This window comes from Geodermatophilus sp. URMC 65 (genome assembly GCF_053502545.1).
Map to the genome: position 1 here is coordinate 61,927 of NZ_CP199954.1, position 16,768 is coordinate 78,694.

At 74.1% G+C, this 16,768-nt stretch carries 13 protein-coding genes; 5 read left to right on the top strand and 8 right to left on the bottom strand.

Annotation, left to right across the window (positions count from 1 at the left end; all coding sequences use genetic code 11):
• Positions 1 to 13: 13 nt before the first annotated feature.
• From ACWIX7_RS00295 to ACWIX7_RS00315, 5 genes are read left to right on the top strand one after another with little or no spacing between them, the layout of a single operon-like run.
• A complete protein-coding gene (locus ACWIX7_RS00295; protein WP_448619633.1) occupies positions 14 to 3,175 on the top strand; it encodes a Pls/PosA family non-ribosomal peptide synthetase in 3,162 nt (1,053 codons plus the stop codon).
• The gene (locus tag ACWIX7_RS00300; protein ID WP_448619634.1) at positions 3,172 to 5,706 is read left to right on the top strand and encodes a non-ribosomal peptide synthetase; all 2,535 of its coding nucleotides are present in this window, start codon (positions 3,172 to 3,174) and stop codon (positions 5,704 to 5,706) included. The genes ACWIX7_RS00295 and ACWIX7_RS00300 overlap by 4 nt, the downstream gene beginning before the upstream one ends.
• A complete protein-coding gene (locus ACWIX7_RS00305) occupies positions 5,703 to 6,707 on the top strand; it encodes a TauD/TfdA family dioxygenase (protein WP_448619635.1) in 1,005 nt (334 codons plus the stop codon). Before ACWIX7_RS00300 ends, ACWIX7_RS00305 begins: the two co-directional genes overlap by 4 nt.
• Positions 6,704 to 7,738, top strand: a complete 1,035-nt coding sequence (sbnB, locus tag ACWIX7_RS00310; protein ID WP_448619636.1) for a 2,3-diaminopropionate biosynthesis protein SbnB — start codon at positions 6,704 to 6,706, stop codon at positions 7,736 to 7,738. The genes ACWIX7_RS00305 and sbnB overlap by 4 nt, the downstream gene beginning before the upstream one ends.
• A 49-nt stretch (positions 7,739 to 7,787) precedes the next feature.
• Positions 7,788 to 8,591, top strand: a complete 804-nt coding sequence (locus ACWIX7_RS00315; protein ID WP_448619637.1) for a 4'-phosphopantetheinyl transferase family protein — start codon at positions 7,788 to 7,790, stop codon at positions 8,589 to 8,591.
• Here ACWIX7_RS00315 and ACWIX7_RS00320 read toward each other — a convergent pair.
• The 8 genes from ACWIX7_RS00320 to ACWIX7_RS00355 all read right to left on the bottom strand — a co-directional run bounded on the left by ACWIX7_RS00320 (position 8,543) and on the right by ACWIX7_RS00355 (position 16,736).
• Positions 8,543 to 10,213 carry an alpha-amylase family protein gene (locus tag ACWIX7_RS00320; RefSeq protein ID WP_448619638.1) on the bottom strand — a complete coding sequence of 557 codons (1,671 nt, stop codon included), beginning with the start codon at positions 10,211 to 10,213 and terminating at the stop codon, positions 8,543 to 8,545. The two genes, ACWIX7_RS00315 and ACWIX7_RS00320, sit on opposite strands and share 49 nt — an antisense overlap.
• A 126-nt stretch (positions 10,214 to 10,339) precedes the next feature.
• Positions 10,340 to 11,389: a TIGR03885 family FMN-dependent LLM class oxidoreductase gene (locus ACWIX7_RS00325; RefSeq protein WP_448619639.1), complete on the bottom strand. Its 1,050-nt coding sequence runs from the start codon at positions 11,387 to 11,389 to the stop codon at positions 10,340 to 10,342.
• 495 nt (positions 11,390 to 11,884) lie between these two features.
• A complete protein-coding gene (locus tag ACWIX7_RS00330; protein WP_448619640.1) occupies positions 11,885 to 13,435 on the bottom strand; it encodes a putative bifunctional diguanylate cyclase/phosphodiesterase in 1,551 nt (516 codons plus the stop codon).
• A 99-nt stretch (positions 13,436 to 13,534) separates the two neighbouring features.
• Positions 13,535 to 13,768, bottom strand: a complete 234-nt coding sequence (locus ACWIX7_RS00335; protein ID WP_448619641.1) for a hypothetical protein — start codon at positions 13,766 to 13,768, stop codon at positions 13,535 to 13,537.
• A gap of 4 nt (positions 13,769 to 13,772) precedes the next feature.
• Entirely contained in the window at positions 13,773 to 14,246 is a 474-nt protein-coding gene (locus ACWIX7_RS00340; RefSeq protein ID WP_448619642.1) for a hypothetical protein, read from the bottom strand.
• Between the two features lie 31 nt (positions 14,247 to 14,277).
• Entirely contained in the window at positions 14,278 to 14,676 is a 399-nt protein-coding gene (locus ACWIX7_RS00345; RefSeq protein WP_448619643.1) for a helix-turn-helix domain-containing protein, read from the bottom strand.
• 386 nt (positions 14,677 to 15,062) lie between these two features.
• A complete protein-coding gene (locus ACWIX7_RS00350) occupies positions 15,063 to 16,040 on the bottom strand; it encodes a tripartite tricarboxylate transporter substrate binding protein (protein ID WP_448619644.1) in 978 nt (325 codons plus the stop codon).
• 27 nt (positions 16,041 to 16,067) lie between these two features.
• Complete coding sequence (locus ACWIX7_RS00355; RefSeq protein WP_448619645.1) at positions 16,068 to 16,736, bottom strand: 3-oxoacid CoA-transferase subunit B; 669 nt, start codon at positions 16,734 to 16,736, stop codon at positions 16,068 to 16,070.
• Positions 16,737 to 16,768: the final 32 nt, after the last annotated feature.

The following is a 16,768-nucleotide window of genomic DNA, read 5'->3' on the forward strand; positions in this document are numbered from 1 at the left end:
GCTGGGACACCCCGTGGACCTGGTCTCCGCCGGCGCGGGCTCCCCCGCGCCGGCGGCCGACCCCGTGGTCACCGGCTACACCGCGGTGCTGGCCGAGGTGCTCTCCGTGGAAGCCGTCGACCCGGACGCGCACGTGTTCGAGGACCTCGGCGCGGACTCCATGGTCATGGCCCGCTTCTGCGCCCGCGTCCGCAAGGACCCGGGCCTGCCGGCGGCCTCGATCAAGGACGTCTACCAGCACCCGACGCTGCGCGGCCTGGCCGGCGCGCTGGCACCCGCTCCCGTGGCCGACCCGGTGCTGACCGGGTTCGCCGCGGTGCTCGCCGACGTGCTGCAGGTGGACTCCGTGGAGCCGGATGCGCACGTGTTCGAGGACCTCGGCGCGGACTCCATGGTCATGGCCCGCTTCTGCGCCCGCGTCCGCAAGGACCCGGGCCTGCCGACGGTCTCGATCAAGGACGTCTACGCACACCCGACGCTGCGCGCCCTGGCCGGCGCGCTGGCTCCCGCACCGGCGGCCGCGAGTCCCGTCCAGGACGGACTGGCCGCCGTCCTGGCCGACGTGCTGCAGGTCGACTCAGTCGACCCGGACGCGCACGTGTTCGAGGACCTCGGCGCGGACTCCATGGTCATGGCCCGCTTCTGCGCCCGCGTCCGCAAGGACCCGGGCCTGCCGGCGATCTCGATCAAGGACGTCTACGCACACCCGACGCTGCGCGGCCTGGCCGCGGCCGTGGCGGAGCCGGTCCCGGCGGTCGCCGAGCCGGCCGAGGCCGCTCCAGCCCCGGCGCCAGAGGCACCGGCCCGCACGGTCCGGCGGGCCACCAGCGTCGAGTACGTGCTGTGCGGGATCCTGCAGGCCCTCTTCTTCCTCGGCTACTGCATGCTCGTCGCTTCCGTCGGCGTCGCCGGCTACGGGTGGATCTCCGAGGGCGAGGGCGTCGTCGACCTCTACGCCCGGTCAGTGCTCTTCGGCGGTGCCACCTTCGTCGGCCTGAGTCTCCTGCCGATCGTGGCCAAGTGGGTGCTGATCGGCCGCTGGAAGCCGCAGCAGTTCCCGGTCTGGAGCCCGGCGTACGTCCGCTTCTGGATCGTGAAGACCCTGGTCCAGCGGAACCCGATGCTGCTGCTCTTCACCGGCACGCCGCTGTACCCCTGGTACCTGCGGGCGCTGGGCGCGAAGGTCGGCCGCGATGTCGCGATCTTCACGAAGGTGCCGGTGTGCACGGACCTGCTGACCATCGGCGACGGCACGGTGATCCGCAAGGACGCCCAGCTGAGCGGTTACCGGGCCCACGACGGGCTGATCCAGACCGGTCGCGTCACCTTCGGCAGGGACGTGGTCGTGGGCGAGGCCTCGGTCATCGACATCGAGACGTCGATGGGTGACGGCGCCCAACTCGGCCACCGCTCCTCCCTGCACGCCGGTCAGGCGGTGCCGGCCGGTGAGAGCTGGCACGGGGCGCCGGCCCGGCGGGCCGACGTCGACTACCGGCTGGTCCGGCCGATGCGCGTCAGCAGCCGGCGGAAGGTGGTCTACTCCGCTCTCAAGCTGTGCACGGTGCTGCTGCTCGACGTGCCCCTGGCCATCGGTGGCGTCGCCCTCCTGTTCCTGCTGTTCCCCGGCCTGGCCGCGCTGCTGGAGACCGGACCACTCGGCTTGACGAGTGCGACGTTCTACCTCGACGCCCTGGTCGGCTCGCTGGTCCTGTACTTCGGCAGCTACCTCGTGGGCTTCCTGTTCGTGACCACGGTGCCGCGGGTGCTGAGCCCGTTCATCACGCCGGGCAAGGTGTATCCCCTGTACGGCTTCCACTACTCGGTGCAGCGGACGATCACGAAGACGACCAACGGCAAGCCGCTGCTGCGGCTCACCGGCAACAGCTCCTACGTCGTCCACTACCTCAAGGCCGTGGGCTACCACCTCGGGCGGGTGGTGCAGACCGGGTCGAACTTCGGCGAGGCGGTGAAGCACGACAACCCGTACCTGACCTCGGTCGGCAGCGGCACGATGGTCGCCGACGGGCTGTCGGTCACGAACGCCGAGTTCTCCAACACGTCCTTCCAGGTGTCCCGGGCCTCGATCGGCGCGCACAGCTTCCTCGGCAACGCGGTCGCCTACCCCGCGGAGGCCAGGGTCGGGGACGACGTCCTGCTCGCGACGAAGGTGATGGTCCCGATCGACGGGGAGGTCCGGCAGGGCGTCGGGCTGCTGGGCTCGCCCGCCTTCGAGATCCCGCGCACCGTCTCCCGGGACGCCACGATCGACGCCCACCTGCAGGCCCCCGGTGAGCTGGCCCGCCGGCTGGCGGCCAAGAACCGGCACAACCTGCGCGCCATGGGCCTGTTCCTGCTGCTGCACTGGGTGAACTTCTTCGCCGTGACCCTGATCACCTTGGTCGGCTTCGACCTGCACAACAGCTACGGCTACGTGTCGATCGCGGCGGCCATGGTGCTCGACCTCCTGCTCATCACGTTCTTTGGTGTGCTGGTCGAGCGCGCCTCCACGGGGTTCCGGCCGCTGGCCCCCCAGCAGTGCTCGATCTACGACCCGTACTTCTGGTGGCACGAGCGCTACTGGAAGCTGGTCGCCGATTCGCAGCCGAAGATTTACAACGGCACGCCGTTCAAGAACGTCCTGTGGCGCGTGCTGGGTGTGCGGATCGGCCGCCGGGTGTTCGACGACGGTGCCAGCATCCCGGAGCGGACCCTGGTCACCATCGGGGACGGCTGCACCCTCAACGCCGGGACCACGATCCAGGCCCACTCGCAGGAGGACGGCGGCTTCAAGTCCGACCGGATCACCATCGGCGCCGGCGTCACCCTCGGGGTCGGCTCCTGGGTGCACTACGGCGTCACCATGGGCGACGGTGCGGAACTCGGCCCCGACGCCTTCCTCATGAAGGGCTCGGACGTCCTGCCGGGCGAGCACTGGGGCGGCAACCCGGCCGAGGAGATGCCGCAGGCACCGGCGGCCCCGCCACCCCGCGAGCCGTCGACCCCCACCGCTGCCGTACCGACGCCCCGACCCAACGACACCTCCCACTCCCTGGAGGAGCTCATGGACCTGTTCCAGGAGGACGACGGCGCGCCCGGCCCGTCCTCGACCCCCCCGCTGCCTCGCAGGAGCGGCCGGCACCGCACCGCCCAGCGTCATCGGGCGGGGTCCCGGTGACCGCCCTCGGCACGCGCCCGACCACGGACGCCCACCGGACGTTCTGGCGGGAGCAGCTGCTCGCCGGCGGGTCGACGGCCCTCCCCCGCTGGGCCCCCGACCCGGTGCCGGGCACCGCGGAGGTCGAGGTGCCGCTGTCCGACGCCACCGTCGTCGCGCTGCGCCGGCTGGCCGACCGGCTCGCCGTCCCGCTGGGGTCGGTGCTGCTGGCCGCGCACGCCCGGGTGCTGGCCGCGCTGACCGGCGAGGCCGACGTCGTCACCGGCTACGTCGCCGGGGACGGCGGGACGCCGCTGCCCTGCCGGGTGCGGGTGGACGTCGGCTCGTGGCGGACCCTGGTCCGGGCGGCCGCGAGCACCGAGGCCGGGCTGCTGGCGCACCGGCACGCGGATCTCTCCGCCCTCCGCGGCGAGCTCGGCACCTCCGGGCCGTCGTCCGAGGCGGTGTTCGACCCCACCGGCGTGGGCGGCGAGCTGCCCGGCGGCGCGGTGCTGGCGGTCGTGCCGGTGCACCGTGGCGAGCGGCTGGCCCTGCGGCTGTCGTACCGCACCGACGTGCTCGACGCGGGGGCGGCCGCGCGGATCGGCGGCTACCACCGGGCCGCGCTGGACGAGCTGGCCACCGACCCGGACGCCGGCCCGATGACGGCCGTGCTGCTCTCGGCGGACGAGCTGGTGTCCCAGCTCGACGGGCTGGCCGGGCCGTACCGCGAGCTGCCCGACCGCCGGGTGCACGAGCTCGTCGAGGAACAGGCCCGCCGGCACCCGGACGACGTCGCCGCCGTCCACGGCGAGGCGCGGATCACCTACGGCGAGCTCGACGGCCGCGCCAACCAGGTCGCCCGGGCCCTGCTGGCCCGCGGGCTGCAGCGCGAGGACGTCGTCGCGGTGGTCACCGAGCGCGACCTGGACTGGCTGACCGCCGTCCTGGCCGTGTTCAAGGCCGGCGGTGCGTACCTGCCGGTCGAGCCGCACTTCCCGGCCGACCGGATCGCCCGGGTGTTGACCCGCGCGGAGTGCCGGCTGGTGCTCACCGAGCCGGGCAGCACCGCCTCTCTCGACGCCGCGCTGACCGGGCTGCCCGGGGTGCAGGCGCTGACCGTCGGCGGCGCCGCGGCCGAGGGGCACCCGACCACCAGCCCCGGCGTGGAGGTGGGCCCCGACCAGCTGGCGTACCTCTACTTCACCTCCGGCTCGACGGGTGAGCCCAAGGGTGCGATGTGCGAGCACGCCGGGATGCTCAACCACGTCCTGGCCAAGATCGACGACCTCGGCGTCGTCGAGGGCGGGGTGGTCGCGCAGGTCGCGCCGCAGTGCTTCGACATCTCGCTGTGGCAGCTGGTGTCGGCGCTGCTGGTCGGCGGGCGGACGGTCATCGTGCCGCAGGACGTCGTCCTCGACGCCGAGCGCTTCGTCGACCGGCTGGTCGACGAGCACGTCAGCGTGGTGCAGGTGGTGCCCTCCTACCTCGAGGTCGTGCTGACCTACCTGGAGGCGCAGCCCCGGGAGCTGCCGGACCTGCGCTGCGTGTCGGTCACCGGCGAGGCGCTGAAGAGGGAGCTGGTGCAGCGCTGGTTCACCGCGCAGCCGGGGATCGCGCTGGTCAACGCCTACGGGCTGACCGAGACCTGCGACGACACCAACCACGCGGTGCTGCACCAGGTGCCCGCCAACGACCGGGTGCCGCTCGGCCGCCCGATCGCCAACGTCGAGGTGCGGGTCGTCGACGACCACCTGGTGCCTGTGCCGCTGGGCGCGCCCGGGGAGATCGTCTTCTCCGGCGTCTGCGTCGGCCGCGGCTACGTCAACGACCCCGAGCGGACCCGGGCGGCCTTCGTGCCCGACCCCTACCGGCCGGGCCGGCGGCTCTACCGCAGCGGCGACTCCGGCCGGTGGCTGCCCGGCGGCGAGCTGGAGTTCCTGGGCCGCCGCGACAGCCAGGTGAAGATCTCCGGCTTCCGCATCGAGATCGGCGAGATCGAGAACACCCTGCTGCGCGTGCCCGGAGTGCGCGACGGCGCGGTGGTCGTCGCCGAGGGCCCCGACCGCAGCCGGCACCTGGTCGCCTTCTGGACCGGCGCCGACCCGATCCCCGACGACGTCTTGCGGAGCCGCCTCGCCGGATCCCTGCCCGCCTACATGGTGCCGCGGGCCTTCCACCGGCGGGACGCCCTGCCGCTGACCCCCAACGGCAAGATCGACACCAAGGCGCTCACCGCGCTGGCCGGCGAACTGCCCACCGGCAGCCAGGAGCACGACGCACCGACCACGCCGACCGAGCGGCGGCTGGCGGACGTCTGGTCGACCGTGCTCGGCGTCCCCGCCGACCAGATCGGCCGGCGGGACTCCTTCGCCGCCCTCGGCGGGACCTCCCTGTCGGCGGTGAAGCTCCTGGTCGCCCTGGGCCGCGCGGTGTCGCTGAAGGAGCTCCAGGCCGCACCCGACCTCGCCGCCCTCGCCGCGCTGCTCGACGAGCGCGCCGGCGCCTCCCCTGTCCCCTCCCCCCGAGCCCCGGAAGGCAGTACCCCATGACGTCCCCGTCCCCGACGTCCCTCCTCGACGTGGAGCTGCGCCACGGCAGCCCCCCGGTGCTGCGCGCCGGCTCCCCCGCCGACCCCGCGGCCTGGGCCGCCGAGTACCGCGCCGCGCTGCGCGCCGCCGTCCTCGAGCACGGGTCGCTGCTGGTCCGCGGCCTGGGCCTCGCCGGCGCGGACACGGTCGCCGCCGTCGCCGGCCGGCTGACCGACCGGCTGGTCGGCGAGCGGGAGGCCTTCGCGCCCCGGCAGCCGCAGCCCGGCGGGCTCTACTCGGCCACGCCGTGGCCGGCCAACCAGCCGATGTGCATGCACCACGAGCTCAGCTACGCGCTGGAGTTCCCCGGCCTGCTGCTGTTCGCCTGCCTCACCGCGCCGGACACGGGCGGGGCGACGGCGGTCGCCGACGCCCCGACCGTGCTGGAGGCGCTCCCGGCGGACCTGGTGGCGCGCTTCGAGCAGGAGGGCTGGCTGCTGCTGCGCAGCTACAACGACGAGATCGGCGCCCCCTGGCCCGAGGCGTTCGGCACCGACGACCGCGGCGAGGTGGAGGCGTACTGCCGGGCCAACGGCATCGAGGTGGAGTGGCAGCCCGACGGCGGGCTGCGCACCCGGCAACGGCGCAGTGCCGTCGTCCGGCACCCGGTCACCGGCCGGCGCTGCTGGTTCAACCAGGTGGCCTTCCTCAACGAGTGGACGCTGGCCGAGGAGGTGCGCGAGTACCTGGTCGACGTCTACGGCCCCGAGGGGCTGCCGTTCACCACCGCCTACGGCGACGGCTCGCCGATCGGCGAGGACGTCGTCGAGCTGCTCAACTCGGTCTACGCGCAGCACACCGCCCGCGAGCCCTGGCAGGACGGCGACATGCTGCTGGTCGACAACGTGCGCTGCGCGCACAGCCGCGAGGCCTACACCGGCCCGCGGGAGGTGTTGGTGGCCCTCGCCGATCCGGTGCGGCTCGGCGACTGCTCGCCGACGGTCCCGGTGGGTGCCCCGTGAGCGCCGCCGTCCCGTCGTTCTCGGTGGTGCCCGGCGCTCAGGTGCAGTCCGCGCTGCAGGGCCGGGAGAAGCAGGTCGTGGAGCTGGTCGAGGCCACCTACCTGCTGCACGCGGCCGGGGACTCGGTCAACCCGCCGTCCTACTTCCTGCGCTTCCCCGACCGGCCGTCGGCGCGGATCATCGCGCTGCCCGCCTCCGTCGGCGGTGACGTGCGTGTCGACGGGATCAAGTGGATCTCCAGCTTCCCGGACAACGTCGCAGTTGGGATCCCCCGCGCGTCGGCCGTGCTGATCCTCAACGACCACGACACCGGCTACCCGATCGCGTGCATGGAGGCGTCGGTCATCAGCGCCACGCGGACCGCCGCCTCGGCCGCCGCGGCCGCCGACTGGCTGAGCCGGGGCCGCAGCGGGGGCCGCCCGACCCGCGTGGGGTTCATCGGGACCGGGCTCATCGCCCGGTACGTGCACACCTACCTCGCCGCCACCGGCTGGTCGTTCGAGGAGATCGGCGTGCACGACCTCTCCGCCGAGAGCGCGACGGGCTTCCGCGGCTACCTGGAGCACTCGGGGACGACGGCCCGGCTCACCGTGCACAGCACCCCCGAGGAGCTGATCCGCGGCAGCGACCTGGTCGTGTTCGCCACGGTCTCCGCGGAGCCGTACGTAGGCGACGTGTCGTGCTTCGACCACGCCCCGCTGGTGCTGCACGTGTCGCTGCGCGACCTCGCGCCCGAGGTGCTGCTGGCCTCGACCAACCTCGTGGACGACGTCGAGCACTGCCTCAAGGCGAACACGTCCCCGCACCTGGTCGAGCAGATGACCGGCAGCCGCGACTTCCTGCTCGGCACGCTCGCCGACGTGATGACCGGCCGGGTGACGGTGCCCCAGGGCCGACCGGTGGTCTTCTCGCCGTTCGGCCTCGGCGTCCTCGACCTCGCGGTCGGCAAGGCGGTCTACGACGAGATCGCCGCGGCCGGGCAGCTGCACGTCGTCGAGGACTTCTTCAGCGAACTGCGGCGCCACGGGTGAGCGGGCCCGGCGGTCGCCGCGTGGGCGCCGTGGACCGGGAGTGATCCCCGTGGCGCTCGGGTACGGCCGGCCGCCCTGGCCGCGGTCCGGCCCCGACCTCGCACCGCTGCCCGGGGTGTGCCAGGTGTGGTGGGCCCGGCCGGGTGACGTCCGCCCGGAGCACGACGAGCTGCTCGGCGAGGCCGACCTGGCCCGGCGGGCGCGGTTGGCCCGCCCGGCCGATCGGCAGCGGATGACGGCGGGCGCGGCGGTCGCCCGGCTGGTACTGGGGACCGCGCTCGGGACGCCGCCGGCCGACCTGCGGATCGACCGGACCTGCACCACCTGCGGCTCGCCGCACGGCCGGCCCCGGCTGGCCGACGTCGACGACCTGGACTTCTCGGTCTCCCACTCGGGCCACTGCGTCGTCGTCGCCGTCCTCCCCGGTGGCCGGGTGGGCGTGGACGTCGAGCAGGTCGGCCGGTTCGCGCCTGGTGAGCTCGAGGAGCTGGACTCGTGCGCGCTGCCCGACGCGGAGCGGGAGCACGTGGTCCGCCTGCCGGCCGCAACGCAGCCGCGGGTCTTCACCGTGTGCTGGGTGCGCCGGGAGGCGGTGCTCAAGGCCACCGGTCAGGGGCTCGACCTCCCGCCGGCCGGGCTGGCCCTCACCTCGCCGTCCCATCCGGCGCGGGTGCTGCACTCGGCCGGGCGGGAGCCGGTGTGGCTGCGCGACGTGTCCGCCCCGCCCGGCTTCGTCGCCGCGCTGGCGGGCCTGGGCACCCCGCCGGACGACGTCGTGCACCGCGACGCCGGAGCGTTGCTGCGTCAGAGGAGCCGGCGGTCGTCGGGCCCGACCACGCGCAGCCACCGGTAGCCGTAGCCGTCGAGGGTCAGCTCGGCCCTGCCGTCCCCGTCGACCGGCTGCTCGCCGTCGGCCAGCAGGTCGACCAGCCGGTGCCCGGCTCCGCAGCCCTCGAGGGTGACCGGGACGGTGCGCGGCTCCGCGCCGAGGTTGTGGACGGCGATCAGCGCGCCGTCGTCCCAGCTGCACAGGTGGGCCAGCACCTCGGGGTGCGGCTGCTCGAGGACGGTGAACGCGCCCCAGCCCAGCTCGGGTGACTCCCGGTACCGGCGGACGAGCAGCTTCACGAACGACAGCAGCGAGTCGGGGTCGCGGCGCTGGTCGGCGACGTTGACGAAGCGCGGGGCGAACCCCCCGTCGACGACCGGGCCGGGCAGCCGGCCGGGGTCGGCGGTGGAGAAGCCGCCGTTGGAGCCCGACGTCCACTGCATCGGCGTCCGAACGGCGAGCCGGCCCTCGGCGTCGAGGTCCTCCCCCATGCCGATCTCCTCGCCGTAGAAGAGCACCGGGGTGCCGGGCAGGGAGAACAGCAGGCTGTACACCATCCGCACCCGGCGCGGGTCGCCGTCCAGCATCGGCGGCAGCCGGCGGCGCAGCCCGCGGCCGTAGACCTGCATGCGCTCCTCGGGGCCGAAGGCGGCGAAGACCTCCTGGCGCTCGTCGTCGGTGAGCTTGTCGAGGGTGAGCTCGTCGTGGTTGCGCACGAAGGTGGCCCACTGGCTGTCCGGGCTGACCGCCGGGCGCTGGGCCAGCGCGGTGGTGAGCGGACCGGCGTCCCCGCGGGCCAGCGAGAGGTAGAGCGCCTGCATGCCGATGAAGTCGAAGAGCATCGTCAGCTCGTCGCCGTCGGCGCCCCCGAAGAAGTCGACCTGCTGCTCGTGCGGCAGGTTCACCTCGCCGAGCAGGATCCCGTCGCCGGTGCGGCGGCCGAGCAGCTGGCGCAGCGCGCGCAGGTACTGGTGCGGGTCGGGGAGGTCCTCGGTGTCGTCCGGCTCCACCTCCAGGAGGAAGGGGACGGCGTCGACGCGGAAGCCGGACAGCCCGAGCTGCAGCCAGAAGCCCATGACCTTGGCGACCTCGTCACGCACGCGGGGGTCGGCCACGTTCAGGTCGGGCTGCTCCTTGTAGAAGCGGTGCTGGTACCACTCGCCCGTGGGCTCGTTGAAGGTCCACAGGCCGGTCTCCTGATCGGGGAAGACGACCTGGTCGGAGGTGTCCGGCGGCTCGTCGTCCCGCCAGACGTAGAAGTCGTGGAACGGGTCGTCGCGGCTCTGCCGGGCTCGCTGGAACCACGGGTGCTGGACCGAGGTGTGGTTGACGACGAGGTCGGCGATCACCCGCATACCGCGGTCGTTGGCGGTGCGGATGACCTCGACCAGGTCGCCGTGGGTGCCCAGACGCGGGTCGACGCCGTAGAAGTCGGTGATGTCGTAGCCGTCGTCGCGCTCGGCGGTCGGGTAGAAGGGCATCAGCCACAGGCAGGTCACCCCGAGGTCGGCGAGGTGGTCGATGCGCTGCGCGAGGCCCGGGAGGTCGCCGCAGCCGTCGCCGTCCCAGTCCATGTAGGTCTCGACGTCGAGGCAGTAGACGACGGCGTTCTTCCACCACAGGTCCGCGGTGTCGGTGATGCGCATACCGGCGTCCCTACCGCACCACGTACCGCGGGGCGACACCGATCGGCGTGGACCCGCTCGTGCGCAGCACCCGCTCGGAGGCGGGGACGTCGTCCTGGCTGACGAGGCGGACGGCGACGTGCCCGCTCACGGGAGCGTGGCCGGCTGCGGTTCCTGGTGGGGACGTTGCGGTTCCGGCGGGCCCTCCGGGTCGAGCGCCACCGCCGGGGCCGGGCGGGTCACGGCGAGCTGCGGGAGGACGTGCTCGCCGAAGGCGTCGAGGAAGGGCAGCTGCTCCTTGCCCACGTGGTGGAGGTAGACCTCGTCGAAGCCGAGCTCGACGTACTCGGCGATCCACTCGGCGTGCTGCCCGAGGTCGGAGCTGACCCGGACGGCGCCCTCGACCGCCTCCTGCGGCACGTGCTGGCTGGCCTGCTCGAAGGCCTCGGGGCCGTCGATGTCCCAGCACAGCGGCGGCGGGAACGTGTTGGTGCGCCACTGCTCGTAGGCGATGGCCTTCGCCCGGTCCGGGTCGGGATCCCAGCAGAGGTGCACCTGGAGCACGAGCCGGCCACGGCCGCCAGCGTCCCGGTAGGCGCCGGCCAGCTCGCGCAGGGTCTCGTGCGGCTGGTTGATGGTGATGAAGCCGTCGGCCCAGTCGGCGTGCCGCCGCGCCGTCGGCACGCTCATCACCGGGCCGATGAGGGCGGGCTGCTGCTCGGGCAGCGACCAGATCCTGGCCCGCTCGACGTCCACCAGCCCGCGGTGGGTGACCTCCTCGCCGGCAAGCAGGGCACGGATGACGTCGACGCACTCGCGCAGCCGGGCGTCCCGGACCCGCTTCGGTGGCCACGCCTCGCCGGTGATGCGCTCGTTCATCACCTGGCCGCTGCCCAGCGCCATCCAGAAGCGCCCGGGGAACATGGCCGCCAGCGTCGCGGCGCCCTGGGCGATGATCGCCGGGTGGTAGCGCTGCCCCGGCGCGTTGACCACCCCGCACGGCAGGCCGGTGGTGGCGAGCGCGGCGCCCAGCCACGACCAGGCGAAGCCCGAGTGCCCCTGTGCCTTGTTCCAGGGCGCGAAGTGGTCGGAGCACATCGCGGCGGTGAAACCGACCTCCTCCGCGTGCTGGACCGCCCGCAGCAGCTCAGCGGGATGGACCTGCTCGTGCGAGTTGTGGAACCCGATCACCGTCATGGCAGGCCCCTACCCCGCCGCCGCGGCCGCTACCTGCGGAATCGGCCGAGCAGCGGCTGAGGCGCTCAGTGGTGGGCGCCCCGGTTCGGCCGGGGCACCCTCGACGCTCGTCCGGAGCCGGGCGCCCCTCTGCAGCCCTCGGCGGCGCCACCCGGGCCCGCGACGGCGTGCGTGGTCGTCGCGGGGCCCGAGCGGTGAGGTCAGGAGGGTGGTCGGTCGGCGTCCGGGGTCGGGTGCCGGTGTCGGTTGGTCGGGTCCTGGTCCGGTCGGCCGGGCCCCCACGCTGGGCCGGGGGTACGACAGTTCCGGGGCCTTGAACAGCGAAGACGCCGAGTCGATCACCGACGGAGGTGGCCGAGGGTGCGATGACGAGAGTCGCCGGGCCCTCGTCTCGATCATGGGCTTGTTGTCGGCGACACGCACGGACACGCCGCCCGCGGCGGCAACAACCCCATGATCGACGACCGGGGGGTAGGGGAAGCGCGCGCCGGACGGTCAGGCGGGGGTGGCGGTGTCGGTCCCCTCGGTGGGCGTGCTGGCGCCGCCGAGCAGCAGCAGCTCGGCGTCCGTGTGCTCCAGCGGCGCGGCGAACAGGTAGCCCTGCGCCAGTGCCACCTGACCGTCGCGCAGGTGGGTGCGCTGGCGCTCCTGCTCGATGCCCTCGGCGACGATCTCCAGGTCGAGGGTGTGCCCGAGGTTGATCAGCCCGCGCAGGATGGCCGGCATCGACTCGGCGTCGTCGATGGTGCTGACGAACGACCGGTCGATCTTGAGGATGTCGACGGCGAACTGCCGCAGGTGCGACAGCGACGAGTAGCCGGTGCCGAAGTCGTCGAGCGCCACCCGCACGCCGAGGCCGCGCAGTTCGTGCAGCCGCTCGGCGGCCAGCACCGGGTCCTGTACCAGCACCGACTCGGTCAGCTCGAGCACCAGGGCCGACGGCGGAAGCCCGCTGGCCGCCAGCGCCGTCCGCACGTCGGCGAGCAGGCCCGGCGACCCGAGCTGGGACGGCGAGACGTTGACCGCCATCGACAGGTCGGCCGCGGCCGGGTGGTCGCGGCGCCAGGCGGCCGCGGCGGCGCACGCCTCGGTGAGGACCCAGCGGCCGATGTCGGGGACCAGCCCGATCTCCTCGGCCACCGGCAGGAACCGCTCGGGCAGCACGACGCCCAGGGTCGGGTGGTCCCAGCGGATCAGCGCCTCGAAGCCGGTGACCCGCTCGCTGCCCAGGTCGACGACGGGCTGGTAGACCAGCCGGAACTGCCGGTCGGCGACCGCGGCCCACAGGTCGACCTCGAGCTGGCGGCGCTCCGCGGCGGCCGAGCGCATCTGCGGGTTGAAGACGACGTAGCGGCCCGGCCCCGAGCCCTTGGCCCAGTACATGGCATTGTCGGCGTCCCGCAGCAGGGACGACGCCGTCGCCGCGACGTCCCCGGTGGCGATGCCGATGCTCGCCGAGACGGTGACCCGCTGCCCGCCCAGGTCGACCGGGCCGGTCAGCGCGGCGAGCACCCGCTCGGCGATCCGGGTGGCCTCCTCCACGCCGGGCGAGCGCTCGACGAGGATGGCGAACTCGTCGCCACCCAGCCGCGCCAGCGTGTCCTCGGTGCGGACGGCGGCCTGCAGCAGCCGGCCGACCTCACGGAGGAGCTGGTCCCCGGCGCCGTGGCCGAGGCTGTCGTTGACGGACTTGAAGCCGTCGAGGTCGAGGAAGACGACGGCCACCTCGCCGCCGCTGCGCGCGGTGCGGCGCAGCGCGAGCTCGAGCCGGTCGGTGAACAGCGCCCGGTTGGCCAGGCCGGTGAGGACGTCGGAGAAGGCCAGCCGGGCCAGGTCGGCCTCGGTGCGCCGCACCCGCCCGGCGCCGAGGGCGGCCGCGCCTGCGGCCGCGGCACCGCTGACCAGCAGGTGCAGCAGGACCTGCTGGGGGCCGGTCGACAGCTCCGCGGCGGCGAGGTGCGCGACGGTCAGCGCGGTCGCCAGCGCCCCGGAGAGGAGCGCGACCTGGAGGCCGCGGGCCGATGGCCGTGCCGGTGCGTCGTCCACTGCTGGCCTTCCGTCGGGGGTGTTCCCGCCGGTCTTCGGCCACGGGGGGTGCCGGCTCCAGCGGTCCGCACCGGCCGTCACCCGCAGGGGTGAGCGCGGTCAGCCGAGCAGGTCCGCGATCCGGCCCGGGTCGTCGGCGACGTCCAGGTGCACGCCGGTGCCGTCGCCGCCCACCGTCCAGCCGCGGGCCCGCGCGCCGACGGCCGCCGCCACGTCGGGCAGCACGACCCCCGCCCCGGAGAAGCCGACGACCTCCGCCGGCCCGGCCACCGCGGCGAGCGGCTGCAGCACCGCCGGGCCGAGCAGCGGCGGGTGCACCAGCCAGGAGGGCACGGCCTCAGTCTGCTGCGCGGAGCGCGGCGATCCACCACTCGACGGCCGGCACCGACAGCTCGAACGGCGGCCAGCCGTTGAGGACCCCGAGCAGCTGCCAGTAGCGCTCGACCCGGGCGTCGGTGAACGTGGCGAGCCGGTCGGCGAGCTGTTGCCGCCGGCCGGCGTCCTCGCCGAGCCACTCGGCCACCAGCGCCTCCGCCGCCGGGCTCCCGGGCACGACGGAGGACGCCAGCGCCCGCCGTCCCAGCGACACCATGCGGCCGGCGTCGGCGCCCATCGGGTCTGGCTCCTCCGGCGTCGAGCCCGGGCCCGCGAGCACCATCTCGCGGACGCGGTCGGCGAATCCCGGGTCGATCACCAGGCGCGCCAGCTCCAGCCAGGCGCCTACCTGCTCGGGTGTCGGCTCGTCGGGCAGCTCGGCCGGCATCGTCCGCATACCGGCGGCGATGCCGGCGCCGGGCCCGTCCTCGGGCACCCGCCGAACGCACGCGCCACGAAGTCGTCGATCAGCTGCTGCCGCTCGCGGGCGGACAGCGTGGCCAGCTCGTGCACGATCCCCATCTCCTCCGTCGTCGTCCCTGCCGCGGCCACGAACCGCAGCAGGGTGCGGTGCAGCCGCAGCAGCCGGATCTCGGCGTCCAGGCGCGCAGGTGCTCGGCGGCCACCTCGGCCACCGTGCGCCGCCGGGCCAGCAGCTCCCGGATGGCCGGCAGCCCCAGACCGAGCTCGCGCAGCGTGCGCACCAGGTCCAGCCGGGCCACGGCCGCGGCGTCGTACAGCCGGTAGCCGCCGACCGAGCGCGCCGGCGGGTCCACCAGGCCCTCGTCGGACCAGAACCGGACCGTGCGCACGGGGACGCCGAGCCGCGCGGCCAGCTGGCCGATGGTGGGCGCCGTACCGGTCATGCCGACGACGCTGCACCCTCCAGCCGCTGGAGGGTCAACGGCCTCACAGCGCTTCTCAGGCGGGTTGGCGCGGTCGGGTGTCGTCCGAAGGTGCCGGCTCGCCAGGTACACGTCGTGCGGGCTGGACCCCACCGGACGGCCGGCCCACGCCCCCGGTCGGGCCCCGCCGTGACCGCCGACGCGGCCGCCGAGTGCAGTACCTCCGTGGGAGCTCCACCCCTGCTTCCACCTGTGAGCAGGGCTGGAGCTCCCACGGAGGGTGTACGACAGCGTGTCTCGGCACGCACTCGGGCCTGCTCGGCGGGCGCGGGCCAGGCCTGACCGGGTGTCGCCGGCCGACTCGCCCTGGCGGTCCCCCGACGCGTCAACCGATGCGAACACCGCTGTCAGCCGCCGAGGAGGGGCTCGTACACCGCCTGCGTGCGGTCCAGGACCGCCCGGAGGTCCTCGGCGCCGCGGAACTCCTCGTCGATGTACTCCTCGCCCACCTGCTCGACGACCGCGGGGTCGTCGTGGGCGGTGCGCAGCGCGTCCTCGAGGACGGTGACGACCTCCTCGGGCATCCCGGCCGGGCCGGCGAGGCCGAACGTCGACCCGGACAGGGTCAGCTCCGGGAAGCCCGACTCGACCAGGGTGGGCGTGTCGGGCAGCCAGGACAGCCGCTCCTCCGAGGAGACCGCCAGCGGCCGGAACTGCCCGCTGTCGATGTTCGCGGTGACGTCGGAAGAGGCGTTGATGAGGACGGCGTCGACGTTCCCGCCGAGCAGCGCCGTCGTCATCTCCGCGTTGCCGTTGAACGGCACCGCGGTCACCTCGACGCCGTACTCCTCGCGCAGCCGCTGCAGCTCGATGCCCTGCGGCGTCGAGGCCCCCGGGACGCCGACGGTGACGACACCCGGCTGCTGCCGGGCCGCGGTGAAGAAGTCCGCGGCGGTCCGGTACGGGGAGTCGGCGCCGACCGCCAGGACGGAGGGCACCTCGGCCATGACCCCGATCGGCGTGATGTCGTCCTTGGTGTACCCCACCTCGTTGGCCAGGGGCGTGAGGACCAGCGTCCCCGCCGTCACCAGCGACAGCGTGTACCCGTCGGGCGGGGCGCCGATCAGCTCCTGGGTGGCTAGTGCACCGGAGCCGCCGGGCAGGTTCTCGACCACCACGGTCTGCCCCAGCTGCTCCTCCAGCGAGGTGCCGTACGCGCGGGCGGTGAGGTCGGTGGGGCCGCCGGCCGCGTACGGGACGAGGAACCGGATCTCCTCGCTCGGGTACGCGGCCGGGTCGCCGGCCGCGCTCCCCCTGTCCTCCGCGCAGGCAGCGAGCAGACCGAGCACAGCCAGTGCCGCGATGGTCCGGACGGGACGGGGCATCGTTGCCTCCAGGGACGTCGGGTGGGATCAGTCGGGGTGGACGACGGCGAGGTCGGGAGCGAACCGCAGCCCGGCGTCGGTCACCGCCTGCAGCGCGTCGGGCGTGACACCGGGGGCGACCTCACGGACGACGAAGCCCTCGGAGCAGACGTCGAGGACGGCCAGGTCGGTGTAGACCCGGTCCACGACGGCCGCGGCGGTCAGCGGGTAGGTGCAGCGCGCCAGCAGCTTCGGGCGGCCGTCGCGCGTGGTGTGCGTGGTCATGACGAGGACCCGCTTCGCGCCCACGGCCAGGTCCATGGCCCCGCCGACGGCCGGCGGCAACGCGGCCTCGTCGGTGGCCCAGTTGGCCAGGTCACCGGTCTCGGACACCTGGAAGGCGCCGAGCACGCTCACGTCGAGGTGCCCGCCGCGCATCATCACGAACGCGTCGGTGTGGTGGAAGAACGAGCCGCCGGGCAGCAGGGTCACCGGCTGCTTGCCGGCGTTGATCAGCTCCGGGTCCTCCTGGCCGGGCGACGGCGCCGGTCCCATCCCGAGGATGCCGTTCTCGCTGTGGTAGACGATCTCCTTGTCCGGCCCCACCACGTCGGCGACCAGGGTGGGCAGGCCGATCCCGAGGTTGACGTAGGAGCCGTCGGGGATGTCGCGAGCGACCCGGCGGGCGACGTCCGTCGGTGACAGCGGGCGGATCACGATCCCTCCTCGCCGGCGCTCGTCGGTCTCGT

Bases quoted from the DNA above. Each gene is read 5' to 3' on its own strand.
- ACWIX7_RS00305 (WP_448619635.1), top strand. From the start codon at position 5,703: ATGACGTCCCCGTCCCCGACGTCCCTCCTCGACGTGGAGCTGCGCCAC.
- ACWIX7_RS00345 (WP_448619643.1), bottom strand. From the start codon at position 14,676: ATGACCGGTACGGCGCCCACCATCGGCCAGCTGGCCGCGCGGCTCGGC.
- ACWIX7_RS00320 (WP_448619638.1), bottom strand. From the start codon at position 10,213: ATGCGCATCACCGACACCGCGGACCTGTGGTGGAAGAACGCCGTCGTC.
- ACWIX7_RS00325 (WP_448619639.1), bottom strand. From the start codon at position 11,389: ATGACGGTGATCGGGTTCCACAACTCGCACGAGCAGGTCCATCCCGCT.
- ACWIX7_RS00350 (WP_448619644.1), bottom strand. From the start codon at position 16,040: ATGCCCCGTCCCGTCCGGACCATCGCGGCACTGGCTGTGCTCGGTCTG.